The sequence below is a fragment of the Alcaligenes sp. SDU_A2 genome (genome assembly GCF_038237375.1).
Taxonomy (GTDB): domain Bacteria; phylum Pseudomonadota; class Gammaproteobacteria; order Burkholderiales; family Burkholderiaceae_B; genus Alcaligenes.
This window is the reverse complement of sequence record NZ_CP151273.1, coordinates 236,959-255,686: the sequence shown is the minus strand read 5'-3', so window position 1 is coordinate 255,686 and position 18,728 is coordinate 236,959. Positions and strand designations below refer to the sequence as shown.

Sequence of the window (18,728 nt, the reverse complement as noted above, 5' to 3'; positions counted from 1 at the left end):
GCAGTCCGTTAATTGACGATTGGCTAAAGGTCTTGCTTTGCAAAAGTAATGAAAAGTATCTTTTTTTGCCAGGTATTTTTTTCTGAATTGAAAACTTGAGGGCAAGACGCAACAAATCAGTGTTTTAAATATGCATTAAAGAAAACACGCTAAGAGGACGTAACCATGTTTTCTTTGTGGAGCACAGCCATGTCTCTGGATAGTATTGATAACGCGTTTAATACCAGCGTGTCTGTGTCTGCGGGTGTTGCCCGGCCCCAGGAGTCCAAGCCGGGTGTAGTGCCTGAGAATGTGGTGGGCCAGCCAGGTAATGGGAACGATCCCGTGACTCTTTCATCGGCTGGCAAAGGGCTGTTTTTGACCAGTAAGCAGGCTGACGAAAACTATCGTGATGCCGATATTGATAACAGTTCTTTGCCGGACGGCATCAAAGAGCTGCTGAAACGCATCCGCGATCTGAAAGCACAGATCCAGAAGAAAATGGCTGAATTGCAGCGCATCCAGGCTGACATGCAGTTATCCGAGCCACGGCGCAAATACGCTTTAGAACGGGCGCAAAGCGAACTTTCCATCTTGAATGGGGCGTTGACCAAGGCCAGCGCCATGTTGTTGAAAGCAATGGAGGATGCGCGGCTCGATAGCGATGCGCGTATGCAGGTCAGCGAATTGTTGATTAAATAAGAACGACTAAGGCCGGTTCGTGCAAGCGATACGGGTGCTTGGGTGGCCGATTTGCGAGGGCGCAGCACGTAAGCCGCTGGTCGGATAGTGGGCCGCCCTGCTTCAGATCGGTTTTGTGACGCTACGGCAGTGTTGCAGTATGCAATGCCTGAGTGATTTCCTGGCTTAAGCCTTCGGGTGTTGCCAGAATAGATGGGTGAGTGGCGTGTGCCTGGATGATATAGGCCGTGGATTGCTCCATGCCGATGCAATACACCACCAGCGAACCACCGATCAAAGGGGCCCCTCCGATGTACAGACCCCACTGTCCAGGGTCGTGTTGGTCGGTGTGCTGGATATACCCTTGGCGGCTGGCGGTGCGTTGCACCGCATCCAGGCACTGGGCAACCGATAAAGCTGAAAACGAACGCTGTTCAATCGGCTGCCGAATGGTTTGCGCGTCTTGCGCGGCGATCGGTATCGCTGCTATGGACAAAACTGCCAACATAATCCCTTCACGTAATCGCAACATGGCGTTCTCCGCTGAGAGGGCATGGAGGCTTCAGCATAGCGCTGAATGCGTTTAAATACTATTAGCGCTCCTGGCGGAAAGAAATTCGGCGTCCGTGTAGAAATAAATATGATCTTTAATGGGCTGTTTCTTTTTTGGCTAAGACAAGGAGTCGAGCAGTTCCAGCATGGCCTGTTGTGGCCACAACACTTTATGACCTTTGCTGCTGCACGGCCGGTCTGCCAACCAGGCTCCCAAACGATATCTATTTAAATCGGCAATCTGGACCGAGTCATACCAAAGCAAATGCTCAAGGTCTGCTTTGGCGTGATTGAGCGTGCCCAAGACAGAACGATCGTATGGGGCGTTCGCCTGCAATGGCCGTAAATACTGCTGAGCGATATCCATCTGTTTGTCGTGCGCACCGCATTTAAGCAAGGTATTGAGCAATGCATCGGCAAAATAATCGTTTAATTGGGCCCAGTCTGACTTTTTCAGTCCAGGCACGACCAAGGGAAAACGGGTGGCATTGTGGATCAGTAGCAAGGTGTTGCGCCGTTGCAAAGTCAACACATGCCCATGCCAGCCGCTGAGCGGATTGTTCTCCAGAGGCGCTCGCTCGAACAACCATTGCGTGCGCGGGGTTGGCGCAAGCTGATGTTGCTCGTCAAGTGGCAAGTGCGCCAATAACTTACGTGTGGCGTAGAGATGGATCATGTGGTGTAGGCGTTCTACTTCCCAATACAAAAACTCGAAAAGATCTCTCCCAGCAAATCGTCGCTGCTGAACTCCCCGGTGATGGAGCACAGGTCCAGATGAGCCAGGCGCAGTTCTTCGGCGAACAGGTCCAGGACCTGGTCGCTGTGGGTGGCGTGTTCGGCGGCCAGGGTCAGGTGGTGGTCGGCGCGCTCCAGGGCGCGCAGGTGGCGCTCGCGCGCCAGCCAAGGGGATTCGCTGCCGGGGTTCCAGCCCGCGATGTCCAGCAGTGTGCGGCGCAGTTCGTCCAGGCCCTGTTTGCGCCGGGCGGAGATGGGCAGCATAGTGGCACCGCTTTCCTGGGCCGGCAGCGCGGCTTGCTGTTCGGGGCTGAGCAAGTCGATCTTGTTGTAGACGCGCAGCACGGGCACGTGCGCGGGCAGACGCTCGGTAATGGCGCTGTCCAGGCTGTCCTGGGGCTGGCGGGCGTCCAGCAGATGCACGATGACATTGGCCTTGGCGATTTCGTCCCAGGTGCGGGCGATGCCGATGCGCTCCACGGTGTCGTCGGTGTCGCGCAGGCCCGCCGTGTCCACGATGTGCAGCGGGATGCCTTCGATATGGATCAGTTGCATCACACGGTCGCGCGTGGTGCCGGCAATGTCGGTAACGATGGCGACGTCTTCGCCGGCCAGGGCGTTGAGCAGGCTGGATTTGCCCACGTTGGGCTGGCCGGCCAGCACCACGTGCAGGCCTTCGCGCAAAATGGCACCTTGGCGCGATTGCTGCAGAATGTGATCCAGCTCGTCCTGTATGCCTGCCAGGGTCTGGGCGGCCTGGTATTTTTCCAGGAAGTCGATTTCTTCTTCCGGGAAGTCCAAGGTAGCTTCCACCAGCATGCGCAGGTGGATGATGCGATCAGCCAGCGCATTGATATTGTCGGAAAACACGCCCGACAATGACGCTACGGCGCTGCGTGCGGCGGCTTCCGAGGACGCGTCGATCAGGTCGGCAACGGCTTCGGCCTGGGCCAGGTCCATGCGATCGTTCAGAAAGGCGCGTTGGGTGAACTCGCCGGGTTCGGCCAAGCGTAGCCCCTGATTTCTACCGGCTTGCAGGCAGCGGTCCAATACTCGGCGCAGTACGGCCGGGCCGCCGTGGCCTTGCAGTTCCAGCACGTCTTCGCCCGTATAGGAGTGTGGACCTTTGAAAAACAGGGCGATACCTTCGTCGATGATCTCGCCTTGGTCATCCTTGAACGGCAGAAAGTGGGCATGGCGTGGCTGCAGTTCGCGGCCGAACAGGGCTTGCATCACGGGGGCAAGTTCTTTGCCGGAGACACGTACGACACCGATGCCGCCGCGGCCGGGGGCGGTGGCTATAGCCACGATGGGAGATGAGCTGGACATGGGGTGAAAACGAAAATGGCAGGATGCATCTATTGTAATAGAGGCGGACAAGCGCAAGTCCGACGGTCGCCATGCGGCACGGTCTCGCTCGTCATGAATGGGTGCCGTTGTGCTGGCCGGCGCACGGCTGTCAGCACGAAGGACCCGCGGAAAGGATGTCCGTAGTCAGAACCTTACAGACAGACCGGCCGTCAATTATCGTTGACGCAGACCACCAGGATTTCCACGCTTTCCCCGTGTTCACACAGATAGATATGGCCCAGATTGCTGTTGAAATAAATGCTGTCGCGCGCATGCAGCACGTGGCGGCGACCGTCCTGGAACTGCATGGTCAATTGTCCGGTTAGTACGAAGATAAATTCTTCGCCCTGATGCCGGCTGAAATCGGCGGCGTCACGGGGTTGGCCAGCCAATACCCGACCATGCATGGGGGTCATTTTCTTGTTGATCCACTCGGACGCCAGCATGCCATACTCGTACCGATGGGCTTGATAGGTGATGGTGCGTGAAGCGCGCCCCACCAGGATATCCATACCGGACTCTTTGGGGTCGCGCGGCGTTTTGAACAGATCGGACAGATCCATTTTCAAGGCGCGGCTGACGGCCAGGAATTTCTCGTAACTCAGTCCGATCAGCCCGCGTTCAGCTTTCGACAAGGTAGACAAGGAGACATTGGATAGGCGGGCCAGCATCAGCAGGGTCAATCCCTGTCGTTTGCGTTCATCGCGGATGCGCGCGCCCATCGCGGATTTGCTCAACAAGTTGCTTGCGATGTTTGCCGGATCTTTTGTCATAACCTAAAAGAATAAAGAGTTGTTGTTTTATAGATATTATTAATTTTCTTATACGAAAACTCTGTCCTATCGTATGTAAGATATGCGCTTAACGTCTGGAGATATTTGGCATGACTGCGTTGTTTGATCCTACTGTTTATCCCTCTAACTCGGTCGATTGGATCAAAAAGCTGATTGCTTATGATACGACAAGCCGGGAATCTAATCTCGGGCTGATTCATGACGTGCAGACCTATTTGCATTTGCAGGGTCTGGAAACCGTGCTGACGCACGATGAAAGTGGGCGCAAGGCCAATCTTTTTGCCACTATTCCAGCCGCCGACGGTCGCCGTACGGGGGGAATTGTGCTGTCGGGCCATACCGATGTGGTGCCGGTCGATGGTCAGAACTGGACCAGTGATCCGTTCAAGCCCGAAGTGCGTGATGGCCGTCTGTATGGGCGCGGTGCCTGCGACATGAAAGGGTTTGTGGGGGTGACCCTGCAACTGGTGCCTGAGATATTGTCCACTCCCCTGGCGCATCCCATTCACCTGGCGTACTCCTATGACGAGGAAGTCGGCTGCGTGGGCGCGCCCGTCATGATCGACGAGCTGGTACGACGCGGCGTCAATCCCGATGGCTGCGTGGTTGGGGAACCGACCAGTATGCGCACCATCGTGGCGCATAAAGGGATCAATGCCTATCGCTGCCGGGTACATGGTCATGCGGCGCATTCTTCGCTGACGCCCAAGGGGCTCAATGCTATTGAATATGCGGCTCGTATCATTACCGCCATCCGCGAATTGGCGGACGACTACAAGAGTCTGGGGCCTTACGACCAGGACTTTGATGTGCCATTCACTACCTTGCAGACCAGCATGATACGTGGCGGCATCGCTTTGAATACGGTGCCTGATCTGTGCGAGTTTGAATTCGAGTATCGCAACCTGCCCGGTGTGGACCCGGAACCCATTCTGGATGAAATCCGCGAGTTCATCGAAAGCCAGGTTTTGCCAGCCATGCGTCGCGAGCACCCCAATGCGGCGGTAGAGCTGGAAAAGTTGGCCAGCGCCCCCGGGCTGAATCCCGATGAACAGGCCGCCATTACCAAGCTGGTGCGCGAACTGACACGGGATGAGACCGTGCGCAAAGTGGCTTATGGCACCGAAGCCGGGTTGTTCCAGCGTGCCGGTGTGCCGTCCATTATTTGTGGTCCGGGCAATATCGAACAGGCGCATCGCCCGGACGAATATGTAGAACTGGCCCAGATTGAGCAGTGTGAGCAGTTCCTGCGGGCCTTGATCCGCACCCAGGCTATCCAGGCCTGACAGTCCGCAGAGGCTGGTTTCAGAGACAGAGATGACACAAGAAAAAGTTACCCAGGAAAATGTAGCGCAGGCGCATGAACGCCTGCGCACGTATGTGCGCCAGACGCCGGTGTTTGATTACGATAGCCGGCGTCTGGATAGTTCCGTCAATTTCAAGTTCGAGCATCTGCAGCGTTCGGGCACTTTCAAGGTGCGCGGTGCCTTCAATAACCTGCTGAGTCTGTCCGACGAGCAGCGTCGCCAGGGCGTGACTTGCGTGTCGGCCGGCAACCATGCCGTGGCCGTGGCCTATGCGGCCCATGAAATGGGCGTCAAGGCTAAGACCGTCATGATCAGCACGGCCAGCCCTGCGCGTGTGGCCTTGTGTCGACAGTTCGGTGCCGACATCATCTTTGCCGACAATGGCGAACAAGCCTTCGAGCGGGTGCGACAGATTGAACGCGACGAGCAGATGACGTTTATTCACCCATTCAGCTCCTACCCGACGGTAATGGGCACGGCTACCTTGGGCTACGAATGGCTGCAACAGGCCGGCAAGCTGGACGCCGTCATCGTGCCTATCGGCGGTGGCGGCCTGGCGGCCGGGGTATCGGCGGCGGTCAAGCTGTGGCAGCCGGACTGCGTGGTCTATGGTATTGAACCGAAAGGTGCCAATGTGATGGCGCTGAGCCGCGCGGCCGGACAGCCACAGAAGATTGGTGCCATGCAGTCTATTGCCGACAGCCTGATGGCACCGCATACGGACGAGTTCAGTTTCCGAATTTGCCAGGACAATATCGATGCTCTGGAAACGGTGACCGAGGATCAGATCCGGTCCGCCATGCATTTCTTGTTCGAGGAATTCAAGATGGCGACCGAACCGGCATGTGCCGTAGCGACTGCCGCCTTGATGTATCCCTTACGCGACAGGTTGGCCGGCCAGCGCGTGGGCGTGTTGTTTTGCGGCTCTAACACCGATACGGATACCTACGTGCGCCATATCACTACGCCTCTGGCACAGGGGTAAGGTATGGAGCATTCCGTGTATGTAGCCAACGCCGACGAGGTGTTTGGCGGATTGGAGCTGGGCGCGGCGATTGAATTAATGCGTCAGGGCTTTGCGGCTTTGCAGCAGGGCCGCATCGATCAACCATTGCGCACTATCGTGCGCAGCCCGTTGGCCAGCGGCTTTCTGGGGATGATGCCGGCCTGCATCGACTTGCCCGAGATCTATCCCGAGCCGTTGTACGGGGCCAAGATGGGGACGTTGTTTCCGGGCAATGTACGTCTTGGCAAAGACCCCCATCAGGGTTGCGTTCTGTTGATGAGCGCCCATACGGGCGAGACCCGTGCCATTCTGGACGCCAGCAGCGTGACGGCTCTGCGCACGGCGGCCGTGACTGGGCTGGCGACCGATCTCTTGGCCCGGCCTGATGCCAGTGTGCTGACCTTATTTGGCGGCGGTCATCAGGCTTTGTGGCAGCTACGCGCCGTGGCGCAGGTACGGCCCTTGAGCAAAGTCTTTGTCGTGACGCGCTCCCCGGAGTCGGCTCGTCAGTTTGTGTATGAAGCGCAACCTTATTTGAATTGTGCGCTGCACGTGGATGTAACGGCCGCCCAGGCCGTGGCACAATCGGATCTGATCGTGACCGCCACCAGCTCGGCCACACCGGTATTGCAGCACGATTGGCTGCGCCCGGGTACCCATGTAACCGCGATGGGCTCCAGCACGCCGGCCAGCCGAGAGCTGGATGGGCCAACGATGGCTGTTGGGCGTTTGTTTGTGGATCGAGCGCAGTCTACCCGTTCGGAGTCCGGAGAGTTTCTGGATGCGTGCCGGGAAGGCTGGCTTTCCACGGACGCCGAGTTGACGGAATTGGGTGCTGTGGTGCTGGGGCAGTCCCCCGGGCGTCTGGATAGTGAAGAAATTACGATCTTCAAGTCGTTGGGGCTGGCCTTCGAGGATGTTCTGACGGCCGCCGCTTTGTTGAATCGCCATGTTCGGGAAGGACATGGACGTTTGGTTGAACTTTAAAAGCGTCGGAAAGACGCCGGGGAGCTGAGCGATGAAGAGGAAGTGGACACAGGTTGCGGTGGGGGCTGCCTTGGCCCTGGCGGCGGGCATGGCCGGTGCGGCCAAGTTGCCTGATACGGTGCGTCTGGTGGTGGGGTATCCGGCTGGCGGCACGGCGGATGCGGTGGCGCGCGTCTATGCGGAAGAGTTGCGCGAAAAGCTGGGTGTGAATGTTGTGGTGGACAATCGCGCTGGTGCCGGTGGTCAGGTTGCGGCGCAAGGTTTCTTGCGCTCTCCGGTGGATGGCTCGGTGCTGCTGGTTGCCAACAACCACATGATGACCACCCTGCCCTTGACGGTAAAGACCGTGACCTATGACCCGGTCAAAGACTTCCAGCCTGTGGCCGTTATTGCCAAGTTTGAACACATCTTCGTCGTGGGCAAGACCACGCCGGCCAATACCTTGGCCGAATATGTAGAATTGGTGCGCAAGGAGCCAGAAAAGTACGGCCATTACGGCATTCCTGCCCCTGGCAGTGCACCGCAGTTTCTGGGTTACAGCATTGCCAAGAAAAACGATATTCAGATGACGCCTGTGCCCTACAAGGGGGGCGCGCCGCTGATCAACGATTTGTTGGGCGACCATATTCCCGCTGGGGTGGATGCGGTCGGTCTGATTACCGAGCATGTGGCTGCCGGAACCGTGCGTGTGTTGGGTATTACGGGTCCCAAACGGCTGGATATTCTGAAGGATGTGCCTACGTTCGTGGAAATGGGCTATGGCAATCTGGAGGCCTCGGGCTGGATGGGTATCTTCGCGCCTGTAGGCATGGACCCGGCCATGGTCAAGCAGTTCCAGGACGCATTTAACGAAGTGGCTAAGAACCCCAAGATTGAAAAGGCTATTGTGCCTATCGGTTTCCGCCCTTCTTCGGGTGATGGCCAGGAGTTGGCGCGTACAGTCCAGGCAGACCTGGATACCTGGGGTCCTATCATCAAGGAATCGGGCTATCTGCAGCAGTGATGCGCAGTGCTTGAGTAAGACATAAAAATCCCGACACCAACATGAACTGCCCCCAAAAGTTGGACATTGATCCAATCGTCGGGGGGCAGTTCATTTAGACCGGATGCGTTCAGTGTGTCAGCCGGCGATTGGCGTACACAGTTCCACCACAATGCGTTCGGGGCTTTGTACGTAAGAGACGATCTGTCCCCAGGGCTTGTCCTGGGGAGGAGCCAGTTCTGTGCCGCCGGCAGCCAGGGCCTGGGCATGGGCGGCGGCGACGTCGTCGCACACCAAGGCTACTTCTATACCCAACGGAACGTCGCTGGCATGCGTGGACAGATGGCCTTTGGGGTAGTTCATGTAGGCCAACATTTCGGCGGCAAACGCCAGTGTTGTCTGGCCGGTATCGAGTTCGCCGTACAGGCCGGATTCGTGCCGCATTTTGATGGGTAGACCAAAGGCACGATTGAAGTAGTCCAGTGTCTGGCCGACGTCGGGAACGTAGATGATGGTGTAGCCGAATTTCATGCGGATCTGCTCCGGGAAGAGGCGGGTCGGTCGACGGTATTGCCGGCTTTAAAAAAATAGAACCCCCCAGCCTTGCGGCTGAGGGGAGCACCTTTGCGAATCTATTCGCTAAAACTGTTTTTAAAACTTACCACGCTTTTTTAGCTCCGCATAGACGCCGTCTGCATAGGCGGGATCGGCTTTGCGGAAGTGTCCGAGTTGACGTTCGATGATCTCGTTGGGCACCCCGTCCATCGCATCGGCGATATTGCTGAACAGGCGTTGCTTTTCCTGATCGTTGAATAGGCGAAACAAGTTGCCGGGCTGCGTGTAGTAATCGTCGTCTACCCGATGGTCCCAGTGGTCGGCGGCCTGTCCGTCCAGCGCCAGCGGTGGTTCGGTGCGTGGTGCTTGCTGCCATTGGCCTTGGCTGTTGGGCTCGTAGTTGATCGTGCCGCCCTGGTTGTCGTCGGCTCGCATTGCGCCGTCACGATGGTAGCTGTTGTGGAACGGACATCGTGGTGCATTTACGGGCAGCAGGCCGTGGTTGACGCCCAGGCGGTAACGCTGGGTATCGCCGTAGGAGAAGATACGCCCTTGCAGCATGCGGTCGGGCGAGTGGCCGATGCCCGGCACCAGGTTGGCGGGCGTAAAAGCAGCCTGTTCCACTTGCGCGAAGTAGTTGCTGGGGTTTTCGTTCAACTCCAGCATGCCCACGTCGATCAGAGGGAAGTCGCCATGTGGCCAGACCTTGGTCAGATCGAAAGGATTGATGTGATAGTTGCGGGCCTGCTCTTCGGTCATGACCTGGATGCGCAGCGCCCAACGCGGAAAGTTGCCCTGTTCGATGTTTTCGTACAGGTCGCGCTGCGAGCTTTCGCGGTCCTGGCCAACCACTTGGGCCGCTTCAGCGTTGGTGTAGTTGGCAATGCCTTGCTGTGATTTAAAGTGGAACTTGACCCAGTGACGCTCGCCCTTGTCATTGATCAGGCTGTAGGTGTGCGAACCAAAACCGTGCATCTGGCGCAGATTGCGCGGCAGGCCGCGGTCGCTCATCAGGATGGTGACCTGGTGCAGGGATTCGGGCGACAGCGACCAGAAGTCCCAGGCGGCTGTGGCGCTGCGCAGATGGGTACGCGGATCACGCTTTTGGGTGTGGATGAAATCGGGAAATTTCAGTGGATCACGTATAAAGAAGATAGGAGTGTTATTGCCCACCAGGTCCCAGTTTCCTTCTTCGGTATAGAACTTGATGGAGAATCCTCGTACGTCGCGTTCTGCATCTGCGGCTCCTGCTTCACCGGCTACGGTGGAAAATCGGACAAAAACGGGGGTGCTGCTACCAGGCTTGAACACCTTGGCCATGCTGTATTGGCTGATATCGTGTGTGACGGTAAAAGTACCGAAGGCACCTGAGCCTTTGGCGTGTACCACCCGTTCGGGAATGCGTTCGCGGTCGAAGTGAGCCAGTTTCTCCAACAGCCAGAAGTCTTGCATCAGGACAGGCCCGCGTGGCCCGGCCGTCATGGAGTTCTGGTTTTCCTCGACCGGTCGTCCGGCTGCGGTCGTCAGTGTCTTGTTGCTCATGGCGATTCTCCGTGGAAGCTGACCCGTCCCTAAGGGCAGGTCGTTTTTAAGAAGTTGGAACCAGTCTACGCGTCTTGCCTTAAATAGTTAAATTGAATGATCTTAGCGAAAGAATAGCTTTTTGCTATCAGGGCGGGTTTACCTATTGATCATAGCCAGACAAAATGTCCAATGTGTAAAAAAGGTTTTGAAACCGAGACGTGGTGTAGGTCGACGGTGTTGCTGTGTGCGCCAGGTCGATTGCCCATTGGCTGGTGTGGTGGCGCGTCGTGGCGCTGCCTGGGCATGGCTGATGTCGACGAGCCGGACAGTGTCCGGTTGCTAGCGGTGCAGGCGCAAAAAAAACCCGCCGATGTGCGGCGGGTTTTGCTAGGCGGGCGAGCGATCAGCTATTGGCCGCTTTGGCGTTTTGCTTATCGATTTGGACCATGATGTAACGCTGTTGGGCAATGGACAGGATGTTGTTCACGCACCAGTACAGCACCAGGCCGGCCGGGAAGAAGAACATCATGCCGCCAAAGACCAGAGGCATCAGCATCATGACCTTGGCCTGCATCGGATCGGGTGGGGTGGGGTTAAGCTTGATTTGCAGGAACATGGTACCCATCATGATGGCAGGCAGAATCATCCACGGATCGCGCGCAGCCAAGTCGTGAATCCACAGAATCCACGGGGCTCCACGCATTTCCACGCTGCCCAACAGCACCCAGTACAGGGCAATGAACACCGGAATCTGTACCAGCATGGGCAAGCAGCCGCCCAGTGGGTTGATCTTTTCCGTGCGGTACATTTCCATCATGGCGGCGTTCAGCTTGGCCTTGTCGTCGCCGAACTTTTCGCGCAGGGCTTGCATGCGCGGCGCAAAGTGCTTCATTTTGGCCATGGAGCGGTAGCTGGCGGCCGACAGTGGGAAGAACACCAGTTTGATCAGCACGGTCAGGGCGACAATGGCCCAACCCCAGTTACCCAGCAGGGCATGCAACCAGGTCAGCAGCTTGAACAGAGGCTTGGAAATAATGGTCAGCCAACCGTAGTCCACCACCAGATCCAAGCCGGTCGCCAATTGCGCCATGGCTTTCTGGTCTTGCGGACCGACCCACAGGGCGGCGTCCACAGCCTTGCTCTGGCCGGCTTCGATCGTGCCCACGGGTTCCAGCGTGCGCACAGCGTACAGGTTGTTGCCCAGTTTCAGGACTTCGTTGCTGCGTTTGACGCTCTGGGCGGGCACCCAGGCGGTGGCGAAGTAATGCTGCACCATGCCGATCCAGCCGTTGTCGACATTGTGGGCATAGGTGGCTTTGTTCTTGTCGATGTCCGAGAAGGTGATTTTCTGGAACTTATCGGTGCTGGAGTAGACCACAGGCCCGGTGAACGTGCTGTACAGACGCGAGGAGTCCGGCGGGTTGTTGCCGTCGCGAGTCAGTTGCAGGTAGAGCGAGGGCGTAATGGCCGCACCGCTCTGGTTCTGGATGTCGTGGCGTACCTGGATGTCGTAGCGACCTTTGTGCAGCGTATAGGTCTTGGTGACCTTGACGTTGTCAGAGGTGGCTTCGAATACGACGTTCAGCGTGTCGCCGGTCAGGGCGCGTTCGGTCGATACCAACGTAAAAGGCGTCAGGTGGTTGGGCAGGTTCTGGCCTGCGATACCGACCATGCCTGATTGGGCCAAATAGATGGAGCTGGCGGAATTGTCCAGCAACAACATGGGCTGGTCCGGTGCTTCGGGCGAGCCGTATTTGAGCAGTTCGGCCTTGACCAGTTGCGCGCCTTCGGTGCTGAAGCCGAGCTTATAGACGTCCGTGGTAATTTCCACCGTCTGGGCTGAAGGAGACACGACGCCGCTGCTGGTCGGCAGCGCGGCAGGGGCGCTGGGCTGCTGTCCGGCAGGAACGCTGCCATTGGCGGCGGGCTCGGGGGCTGCCTGCGTTTGCGAAGTGGCCGGCGTAGAGGCGAACAGCGACGGTTTGCCGTTGTATTCCTGCCAGTTGTTCCACAGCAGCAGCAGTGAAAACGAGAAGATCATCCAAAGGATGGTGCGTCGGATATCCATAGCGCCTGTATCACATTTATAAAGCTGAGCAAAAGCTTAGCAGTTTAACGTAGCTGGCCGGCAAACAGGGGATTTGTCCGTTAAGACAAGGCGTCGGCCAGGACGGGTCAGGGTGTGTCACGCGGGTCCGGGGTGCGTGGCGGCACGGGATCGTGGCCGCCCCGGCACCAGGGATTGCAGCGGCAGATGCGTCGCCCGCCCAGCCAGAGCCCTTTTATGGGACCGTGGGTGTCGATGGCTTGCAAGGTGTAATTGGAACAGCTGGGGGTGAAGCGGCAGTTCCTGCCTATCCACGGGCTCAGGAAGAACTGGTAGAACCGGATCGGAGCCGACACCAGTTTACGCATCATGGCCGTGCTCGGGAAAGCAGTTTGTCGGCTTCATCCCTTACCAACAGCTTTAAGGCTGTCAATGAGACGGGCGGCACTTTGCCGTGCAGCCGAAAGACGTAGTCGGCATCGGGCAAAAGCAGGCGCTTGTGGCGAAAGGTCTCGCGGATGATGCGTTTGATGGTGTTACGGGTAACGGCGCGATTGGCAAAGCGTTTGGGGATGATGAGCCCCAGGCGTGCGCCGTCGGCACGATGTTCGAGCGTATCGTTGCGCGACCGGGTAACCACGAACAAAGCCCCGCGACCTACGCGTTGCCCTTTGAGGGACTGAGCGTATTCGGTGGGGCTATGTAAGCGAGCCGTGGCTGGAAAAGAGGCACGCATGATGTGCAATGCGGTAACGGGACGCTAGCCACGCATCCCGATATGGCTTATACAGCCAGGCGCTTGCGACCCTTGGCGCGACGTGCGTTCAGAACAGCGCGGCCACCGCGAGTTTTCATGCGAACGCGAAAACCGTGGGTACGCTTGCGACGGGTAACAGAGGGTTGGTAGGTGCGTTTCATGGTGTGTCCAAAGAAAAAGAGCCGCCAGAAATCGCAGAAATTTTTCCACCCCCAAAGCAGAATCTTTAGGGATCTGGCAACAGAAAATCGTGTTAAGCCCACCATTTCAGCAAATTTTTTGTGTCATGTCAATTGTTTAGCGATGTACCCCCAAACATATTTGCATGGCCTGTGGATAACTTGTGGCCGGACAGGGTAGAATCGAGGTTTACTGAAGTGAAGACCGATGAATGAATTCTGGCAGTCCTGCGTCCAGAAACTGGAGCAGGAGCTTCCCCCCCAACAGATAAGCGCGTGGATACGTCCACTGGTCCCGCTCGACTTCGATCACGAAGCCGGGGTGTTGCGCGTTTCTGCTCCCAACCGTTTCAAACTGGACTGGGTCCGCAAGAATTTCGCCACACGTATCGAAGAGCTGGCCTCGGATTTCTACGAATGTCCCGTTACCGTGCAGTTCGAGCTGCCCTCGGCCAGCGCGGTGCCGCGTCGTGCCCTGGCCGATCGCACGGCACCCGTGCCCGAGCCAGGCCAGTCGGCCCCGACAGCGACACCGGCCCCGGTTTCTGCCCATCCGGCCTTGGCGGCGGCAGCCGAAGCGGTGCAGGACCGCTCTCGTCTGAATGCCGACTTGACCTTCGACAATTTCGTCACGGGTAAAGCCAACCAGCTGGCGCGCGCCGCGGCGCTGCAGGTCGCCGAAAATCCCGGCGTGTCTTATAACCCGCTGTTCCTTTATGGCGGCGTGGGACTGGGCAAGACGCACTTGATCCATGCCATCGGCAATGCGCTGGTGGCCAATGGCAACGGCGTTCGGGTGCGGTATGTCCATGCGGACCAATATGTGTCCGACGTGGTCAAAGCCTATCAGCGCAAGGCCTTCGACGAGTTCAAGCGTTACTACCATTCGCTGGACTTGCTGCTGATCGACGATATTCAGTTTTTCGCCGGCAAGAATCGCACCCAGGAAGAGTTTTTCTATGCCTTCGAGGCGATGGTGGCGCAGCGCAAGCAGATCATCATCACTTCGGATACCTATCCGAAGGAATTGGCCAATATCGACAGCCGCCTGATCTCGCGCTTTGATTCCGGCCTGACGGTGGCAATCGAGCCGCCGGAGCTGGAAATGCGGGTAGCCATTTTGCTGCGCAAGGCCCAGACCGAAGGCATTACCATGCCCGAAGAGGTCGCTTTCTTTATCGCCAAGCACTTGCGCAGCAATGTGCGCGAACTGGAAGGCGCGCTGCGCAAAGTGTCTGCCTACGCGCGTTTCCATGGCCGCGAAGTGTTGACGGTCGAGGTCTGCAAGGACGCCCTGAAGGATCTGTTGTCGGTCTCCAACGGCCAGATCACGGTAGAAAACATACAAAAGACCGTGGCCGACTTCTACAAGATCAAGGTCGCCGATATGTATTCCAAGCGTCGGCCGGCCAATATCGCCATGCCGCGTCAGGTAGCGATGTATCTGGCCAAGGAACTGACCCAAAAGAGCCTGCCCGAGATCGGCGACTTGTTTGGCGGTCGGGACCACACAACGGTGCTGCACGCCGTGCGCAAGATTTCTGATGCGCGCACCAAGCAGGCCGAACTGAATCACGCATTACACGTACTGGAACAAACTCTCAAAGGATGACCATGCAACTCGTTCAAGCGACCCGTGACGCATTGATCAAGCCCTTGTCCACTGTTGTCGGCATTGTGGAGCGCCGCCATACCCTGCCCATTCTGGCCAATATTCTGTTGCGCAAGAACGGCCCGGACGTCTCCTTCCTGGCAACCGACCTGGAAGTGCAGATTACCACCAGTGCCGATTTTGGCGTGGGCGCGGATACGGCCGCCACAACGGTGGCCGCGCGCAAGCTGTTGGATATCCTCAAGGCCCTGCCCGACTTCGGCGAAGTCAAGCTGGGTCTGGACAGCGGCAAGCTGACCATTCAGTCCGGCAAGAGCCGTTTCCAGTTGCAGACACTGGAGGCCGCTGACTTCCCTACCCTGAACCAGCCCGAGCAATGGGACGTGTCCCTGAGCCTGCCACAGCGCACGCTCAAGCACCTGTTCAATACGGTGCATTTTGCGATGGCTCAGCAGGACATCCGCTATTACCTGAACGGTATGCTGTTTGTGTTCGAGCCCGGTTTTGTGCGTACCGTTACCACCGACGGCCACCGCCTGGCCCATAACGCCACTGCCATCGAGGGTATAGAAGCACGCCACGATGTCATCGTGCCGCGCAAGACCGTGCTGGAGATGCAGCGTCTGCTGGCCGAAACCGATGACCCTGTGCAGATCGATGTGGCCAGCGGTCAGATCCGTTTCCGTTTCGGCGATGTCGAACTGATCTCCAAACTGGTCGAGGGCAAATTCCCTGATTTTGCGCGTGTGATTCCTTCCAATTACACACGTCATTTCGATGTCAGCCGCGATCTTTTGCAGGGCAGCTTGCAACGCGCCGCCATTCTGACCACCGACAAGCTGCGCGGCGTGCGCCTGCAGTTGTCCCAGAATCAGCTCAAGATCTCGGCCTCCAATGCCGAGCAGGAAGAAGCCGTCGAAGAATTGGATATCGATTACGAGCACGAAAGTCTGGATGTGGGCTTTAACGTCAGTTATTTGCTGGATGTGCTCAGTAATATCAAAGACGAGACTGTCCGCTGGGCGGTGCAGCCCGACGCCAATGCCTCGGTGTTGATGATGCTGCCCGAAGAAGAAGCCTTCAAATACGTGGTCATGCCGATGCGCATTTGATGCGTGCGTCCACACAGGCGCGGCCCGTCGGGCCGTGCCGGCTTGAAGCAGACAGGCAACTACAAGGTTTTACGCTATGACCGATCAAACCACGACCACCCAGCCGGCCGATTACGGTGCCGACTCCATCAAAATGCTCAAAGGCCTGGAGGCCGTGCGCAAGCGACCAGGCATGTACATCGGCGATACGTCCGATGGCACAGGTCTGCATCATATGGTGTTCGAGGTGGTGGACAACGCGATCGACGAGGCCCTGGCGGGCCATTGTGACGATATCGTGGTCACTATTCACGCGGACAACAGTATTTCGGTGTGCGATAACGGCCGGGGCATCCCGACCGACATCCACAAAGACGACGAGCATCAGCGCAGCGCCGCCGAGATCGTCATGACCGAATTGCACGCCGGCGGCAAGTTCGACCAGAACTCCTACAAGGTGTCCGGCGGTTTGCACGGCGTGGGCGTATCCTGCGTGAACGCCCTGTCCGAATGGTTGCGTCTGACCATCTGGCGCAACGGCAAGGTCCACGAACTGGAGTTCCGTCGCGGCGAACGCACGGCTCCTCTGGGTGTGACCGGCGAGGCCGGTGAACGTACCGGGACCTGCGTGCGTTATCTGGCCGACGAGCAGATTTTTACGCAGATAGAGTATCACCACGACATTCTGGCCAAGCGGTTGCGCGAACTGTCTTTCTTGAATAATGGCGTCAAGATTCGCCTGGTTGATGAAATTCAGGGCAAGGAAGAGGACTTCGCTTTTCTGGGCGGGGTCAAGGGTTTTGTCGAATACATCAACCGCAACAAGACCGCGCTGCATCCCAACGTCTTTAATGTCACCACCGAATCGAATGCAGGCGGCACGCCGGTCACGGTCGAAGTGGCCATGCAATGGAACGACAGTTACGCGGAAACTGTATTGTGCTTTACCAACAATATTCCGCAGCGCGACGGCGGCACGCACCTGACCGGCCTGCGCGCGGCCATGACGCGGGTCATCAACAAATACATTGCCGATAACGAACTGGCCAAGAAGGCCAAGGTGGATACATCGGGCGACGATATGCGCGAGGGTCTGGTTTGCGTGCTGTCGGTCAAAGTGCCTGAACCCAAGTTCAGCAGCCAGACCAAAGACAAGCTGGTGTCCAGCGAAGTGCGTCCGGCCGTCGAAGAGGCGGTGGCCCGCACCCTGGAAACCTGGTTGCTGGAAAATCCAAACGATGCCAAGGCTTTGTGCGGCAAGATCATCGAAGCGGCCCGTGCCCGCGAAGCGGCCCGTAAAGCCCGCGAGATGACGCGTCGCAAGAGCGTGTTGGAAGGTGCCGGCCTGCCCGGCAAATTGGCCGACTGCCAGGAAAAAGATCCGGCGCTGTGCGAACTGTACATTGTGGAGGGTGACTCCGCCGGTGGCTCGGCCAAGCAAGGCCGGGACCGTAAGTTCCAGGCTATTTTGCCGCTGCGCGGTAAGGTGCTGAACGTAGAAAAAGCGCGTTTCGACCGTTTGATCTCCAGCGAACAGATCACCACTCTGATCACGGCACTGGGCACCAGTATCGGTCCGGATTTCGACATCGAGAAGTTGCGTTATCACCGCATCATCATCATGACCGATGCGGACGTGGACGGCGCGCACATTCGTACTTTGTTGCTGACCTTGCTGTATCGCCAGATGCCCGAGCTGATCGAACGCGGCTATGTCTATATTGCTCAGCCGCCGTTGTACAAGGTCAAGGTCGGCCGCGAGGAAATGTATCTGAAGGACGATGCCGAGGAATCGGAGTTCATGTTGAAACTGGCCCTGCGCGATGCCGTGCTGACGCCGTCTGCGGGTGCGCAACCGATCAGCGGCGAACCGTTGTCCGAATATGCGCACCGCTACGTCAAGGCCAAGGGTGTCATGGAGCGCCTGTCCCGGCACATGGACGGCGACGCCTTGTCGGCCTTGGCCGAGGGCGTAAAGCTGAACCTGGACAGCCAGGAGCAGGCCGAGCAAAGCGCGCAGGATCTGCAACAGGCTCTGTTTGACGAGGCGGCCCCGCATGTGGTCAAGGTGTTTGCGGCGTTTGACGAGACCAGCGAGGCTTGGCGCGTTATCGTGCAGCGCCTGCATCATGGCAATATTCGCGTGACGGTTTTTGACCGCAATTTTGTACGCGGTGGCGACCACCATATTCTGGCGCGCGCCGGCGAAACCTTCGCCGGCCTGATCGGCGACGGAGCGACCATTGCCCGTGGCGAAGGCGACAAGCGACGCGAATCGCAAGTGGATGATTTCCGCGAAGTCATGCAGTGGCTGCTGTCCGAAGCCGAACGTGGCCTGAGCAAACAGCGCTACAAAGGCCTGGGCGAAATGAATCCGTCGCAGTTATGGGAAACGACGATGGACCCCACCGTGCGCCGCCTGCTGCGCGTACAGATTGCCGACGCCATGCATGCCGACGAAGTCTTTACTACCCTGATGGGTGACAACGTCGAACCGCGCCGCGCCTTTATCGAGACCCATGCCTTGCAGGCGGGGAATCTGGATATTTGATCGAGTGTTGGTTTTGAGAATAGTTGGCCAATTGTCGTG

Annotated in this window: 18 protein-coding genes; 8 read left to right on the top strand and 10 right to left on the bottom strand. The window is 57.8% G+C overall.

What is annotated here, in order from left to right:
- The first annotated feature begins 189 nt into the window (after positions 1 to 189).
- Positions 190 to 681 (top strand): hypothetical protein, encoded by a 492-nt coding sequence (locus AADW57_RS01165; RefSeq protein ID WP_341668237.1) that lies wholly within the window; start codon positions 190 to 192, stop codon positions 679 to 681.
- Between the two features lie 121 nt (positions 682 to 802).
- Here AADW57_RS01165 and AADW57_RS01160 read toward each other — a convergent pair whose 3' ends face one another.
- The 4 genes from AADW57_RS01160 to AADW57_RS01145 form a co-directional block, all read right to left on the bottom strand.
- Positions 803 to 1,192, bottom strand: coding sequence for a DUF6180 family protein (locus AADW57_RS01160; RefSeq protein WP_341668236.1), 390 nt, complete (start codon positions 1,190 to 1,192; stop codon positions 803 to 805).
- 138 nt (positions 1,193 to 1,330) lie between these two features.
- The gene (locus AADW57_RS01155) at positions 1,331 to 1,888 is read right to left on the bottom strand and encodes a DUF6933 domain-containing protein (RefSeq protein ID WP_341668235.1); all 558 of its coding nucleotides are present in this window, start codon (positions 1,886 to 1,888) and stop codon (positions 1,331 to 1,333) included.
- A gap of 14 nt (positions 1,889 to 1,902) precedes the next feature.
- The gene (mnmE, locus tag AADW57_RS01150; protein WP_341668234.1) at positions 1,903 to 3,276 is read right to left on the bottom strand and encodes a tRNA uridine-5-carboxymethylaminomethyl(34) synthesis GTPase MnmE; all 1,374 of its coding nucleotides are present in this window, start codon (positions 3,274 to 3,276) and stop codon (positions 1,903 to 1,905) included.
- A 191-nt stretch (positions 3,277 to 3,467) separates the two neighbouring features.
- Positions 3,468 to 4,037 (bottom strand): helix-turn-helix domain-containing protein, encoded by a 570-nt coding sequence (locus AADW57_RS01145; protein WP_341668233.1) that lies wholly within the window; start codon positions 4,035 to 4,037, stop codon positions 3,468 to 3,470.
- A gap of 143 nt (positions 4,038 to 4,180) precedes the next feature.
- On the opposite strand from AADW57_RS01145, the gene argE reads away from it, so the two are divergent.
- From argE to AADW57_RS01125, 4 genes are read left to right on the top strand one after another with little or no spacing between them, the layout of a single operon-like run.
- The gene (gene argE / locus AADW57_RS01140; protein WP_341668232.1) at positions 4,181 to 5,377 is read left to right on the top strand and encodes an acetylornithine deacetylase; all 1,197 of its coding nucleotides are present in this window, start codon (positions 4,181 to 4,183) and stop codon (positions 5,375 to 5,377) included.
- A gap of 31 nt (positions 5,378 to 5,408) precedes the next feature.
- Positions 5,409 to 6,383, top strand: a complete 975-nt coding sequence (locus AADW57_RS01135) for a threonine ammonia-lyase (RefSeq protein ID WP_341668231.1) — start codon at positions 5,409 to 5,411, stop codon at positions 6,381 to 6,383.
- Between the two features lie 3 nt (positions 6,384 to 6,386).
- On the top strand, positions 6,387 to 7,391 hold the full coding sequence (locus tag AADW57_RS01130) for an ornithine cyclodeaminase family protein (protein WP_341668230.1): 1,005 nt from the start codon (positions 6,387 to 6,389) through the stop codon (positions 7,389 to 7,391).
- Positions 7,392 to 7,422: 31 nt separating this feature from the next.
- Complete coding sequence (locus AADW57_RS01125) at positions 7,423 to 8,394, top strand: Bug family tripartite tricarboxylate transporter substrate binding protein (RefSeq protein WP_341668229.1); 972 nt, start codon at positions 7,423 to 7,425, stop codon at positions 8,392 to 8,394.
- A gap of 117 nt (positions 8,395 to 8,511) precedes the next feature.
- Here the strand turns inward: AADW57_RS01125 and AADW57_RS01120 are convergent, their stop codons facing one another.
- From AADW57_RS01120 to rpmH, 6 genes are all read right to left on the bottom strand, one after another.
- Positions 8,512 to 8,904, bottom strand: a complete 393-nt coding sequence (locus AADW57_RS01120) for a VOC family protein (RefSeq protein ID WP_341668228.1) — start codon at positions 8,902 to 8,904, stop codon at positions 8,512 to 8,514.
- A 120-nt stretch (positions 8,905 to 9,024) separates the two neighbouring features.
- On the bottom strand, positions 9,025 to 10,470 hold the full coding sequence (locus AADW57_RS01115) for a catalase (RefSeq protein WP_341668227.1): 1,446 nt from the start codon (positions 10,468 to 10,470) through the stop codon (positions 9,025 to 9,027).
- A gap of 385 nt (positions 10,471 to 10,855) precedes the next feature.
- Entirely contained in the window at positions 10,856 to 12,520 is a 1,665-nt protein-coding gene (gene yidC / locus AADW57_RS01110; protein WP_341668226.1) for a membrane protein insertase YidC, read from the bottom strand.
- Between the two features lie 107 nt (positions 12,521 to 12,627).
- Positions 12,628 to 12,870, bottom strand: coding sequence for a membrane protein insertion efficiency factor YidD (yidD, locus tag AADW57_RS01105; RefSeq protein ID WP_341668225.1), 243 nt, complete (start codon positions 12,868 to 12,870; stop codon positions 12,628 to 12,630).
- Entirely contained in the window at positions 12,867 to 13,235 is a 369-nt protein-coding gene (locus AADW57_RS01100; RefSeq protein WP_445819162.1) for a ribonuclease P protein component, read from the bottom strand. The genes yidD and AADW57_RS01100 overlap by 4 nt, the downstream gene beginning before the upstream one ends.
- Before the next feature lie 47 nt (positions 13,236 to 13,282).
- Positions 13,283 to 13,417, bottom strand: a complete 135-nt coding sequence (rpmH, locus tag AADW57_RS01095) for a 50S ribosomal protein L34 (RefSeq protein ID WP_003800771.1) — start codon at positions 13,415 to 13,417, stop codon at positions 13,283 to 13,285.
- A 226-nt stretch (positions 13,418 to 13,643) separates the two neighbouring features.
- Between rpmH and dnaA the strand changes: the two genes are divergently transcribed.
- The 3 genes from dnaA (at position 13,644) to gyrB (ending at position 18,689) form a co-directional block, all read left to right on the top strand.
- Positions 13,644 to 15,047, top strand: a complete 1,404-nt coding sequence (dnaA, locus tag AADW57_RS01090; protein WP_341668224.1) for a chromosomal replication initiator protein DnaA — start codon at positions 13,644 to 13,646, stop codon at positions 15,045 to 15,047.
- 2 nt (positions 15,048 to 15,049) lie between these two features.
- On the top strand, positions 15,050 to 16,159 hold the full coding sequence (gene dnaN, locus AADW57_RS01085; protein WP_341668223.1) for a DNA polymerase III subunit beta: 1,110 nt from the start codon (positions 15,050 to 15,052) through the stop codon (positions 16,157 to 16,159).
- 76 nt (positions 16,160 to 16,235) lie between these two features.
- Positions 16,236 to 18,689, top strand: coding sequence for a DNA topoisomerase (ATP-hydrolyzing) subunit B (gene gyrB / locus AADW57_RS01080; protein WP_341668222.1), 2,454 nt, complete (start codon positions 16,236 to 16,238; stop codon positions 18,687 to 18,689).
- Positions 18,690 to 18,728 lie beyond the last annotated feature (39 nt).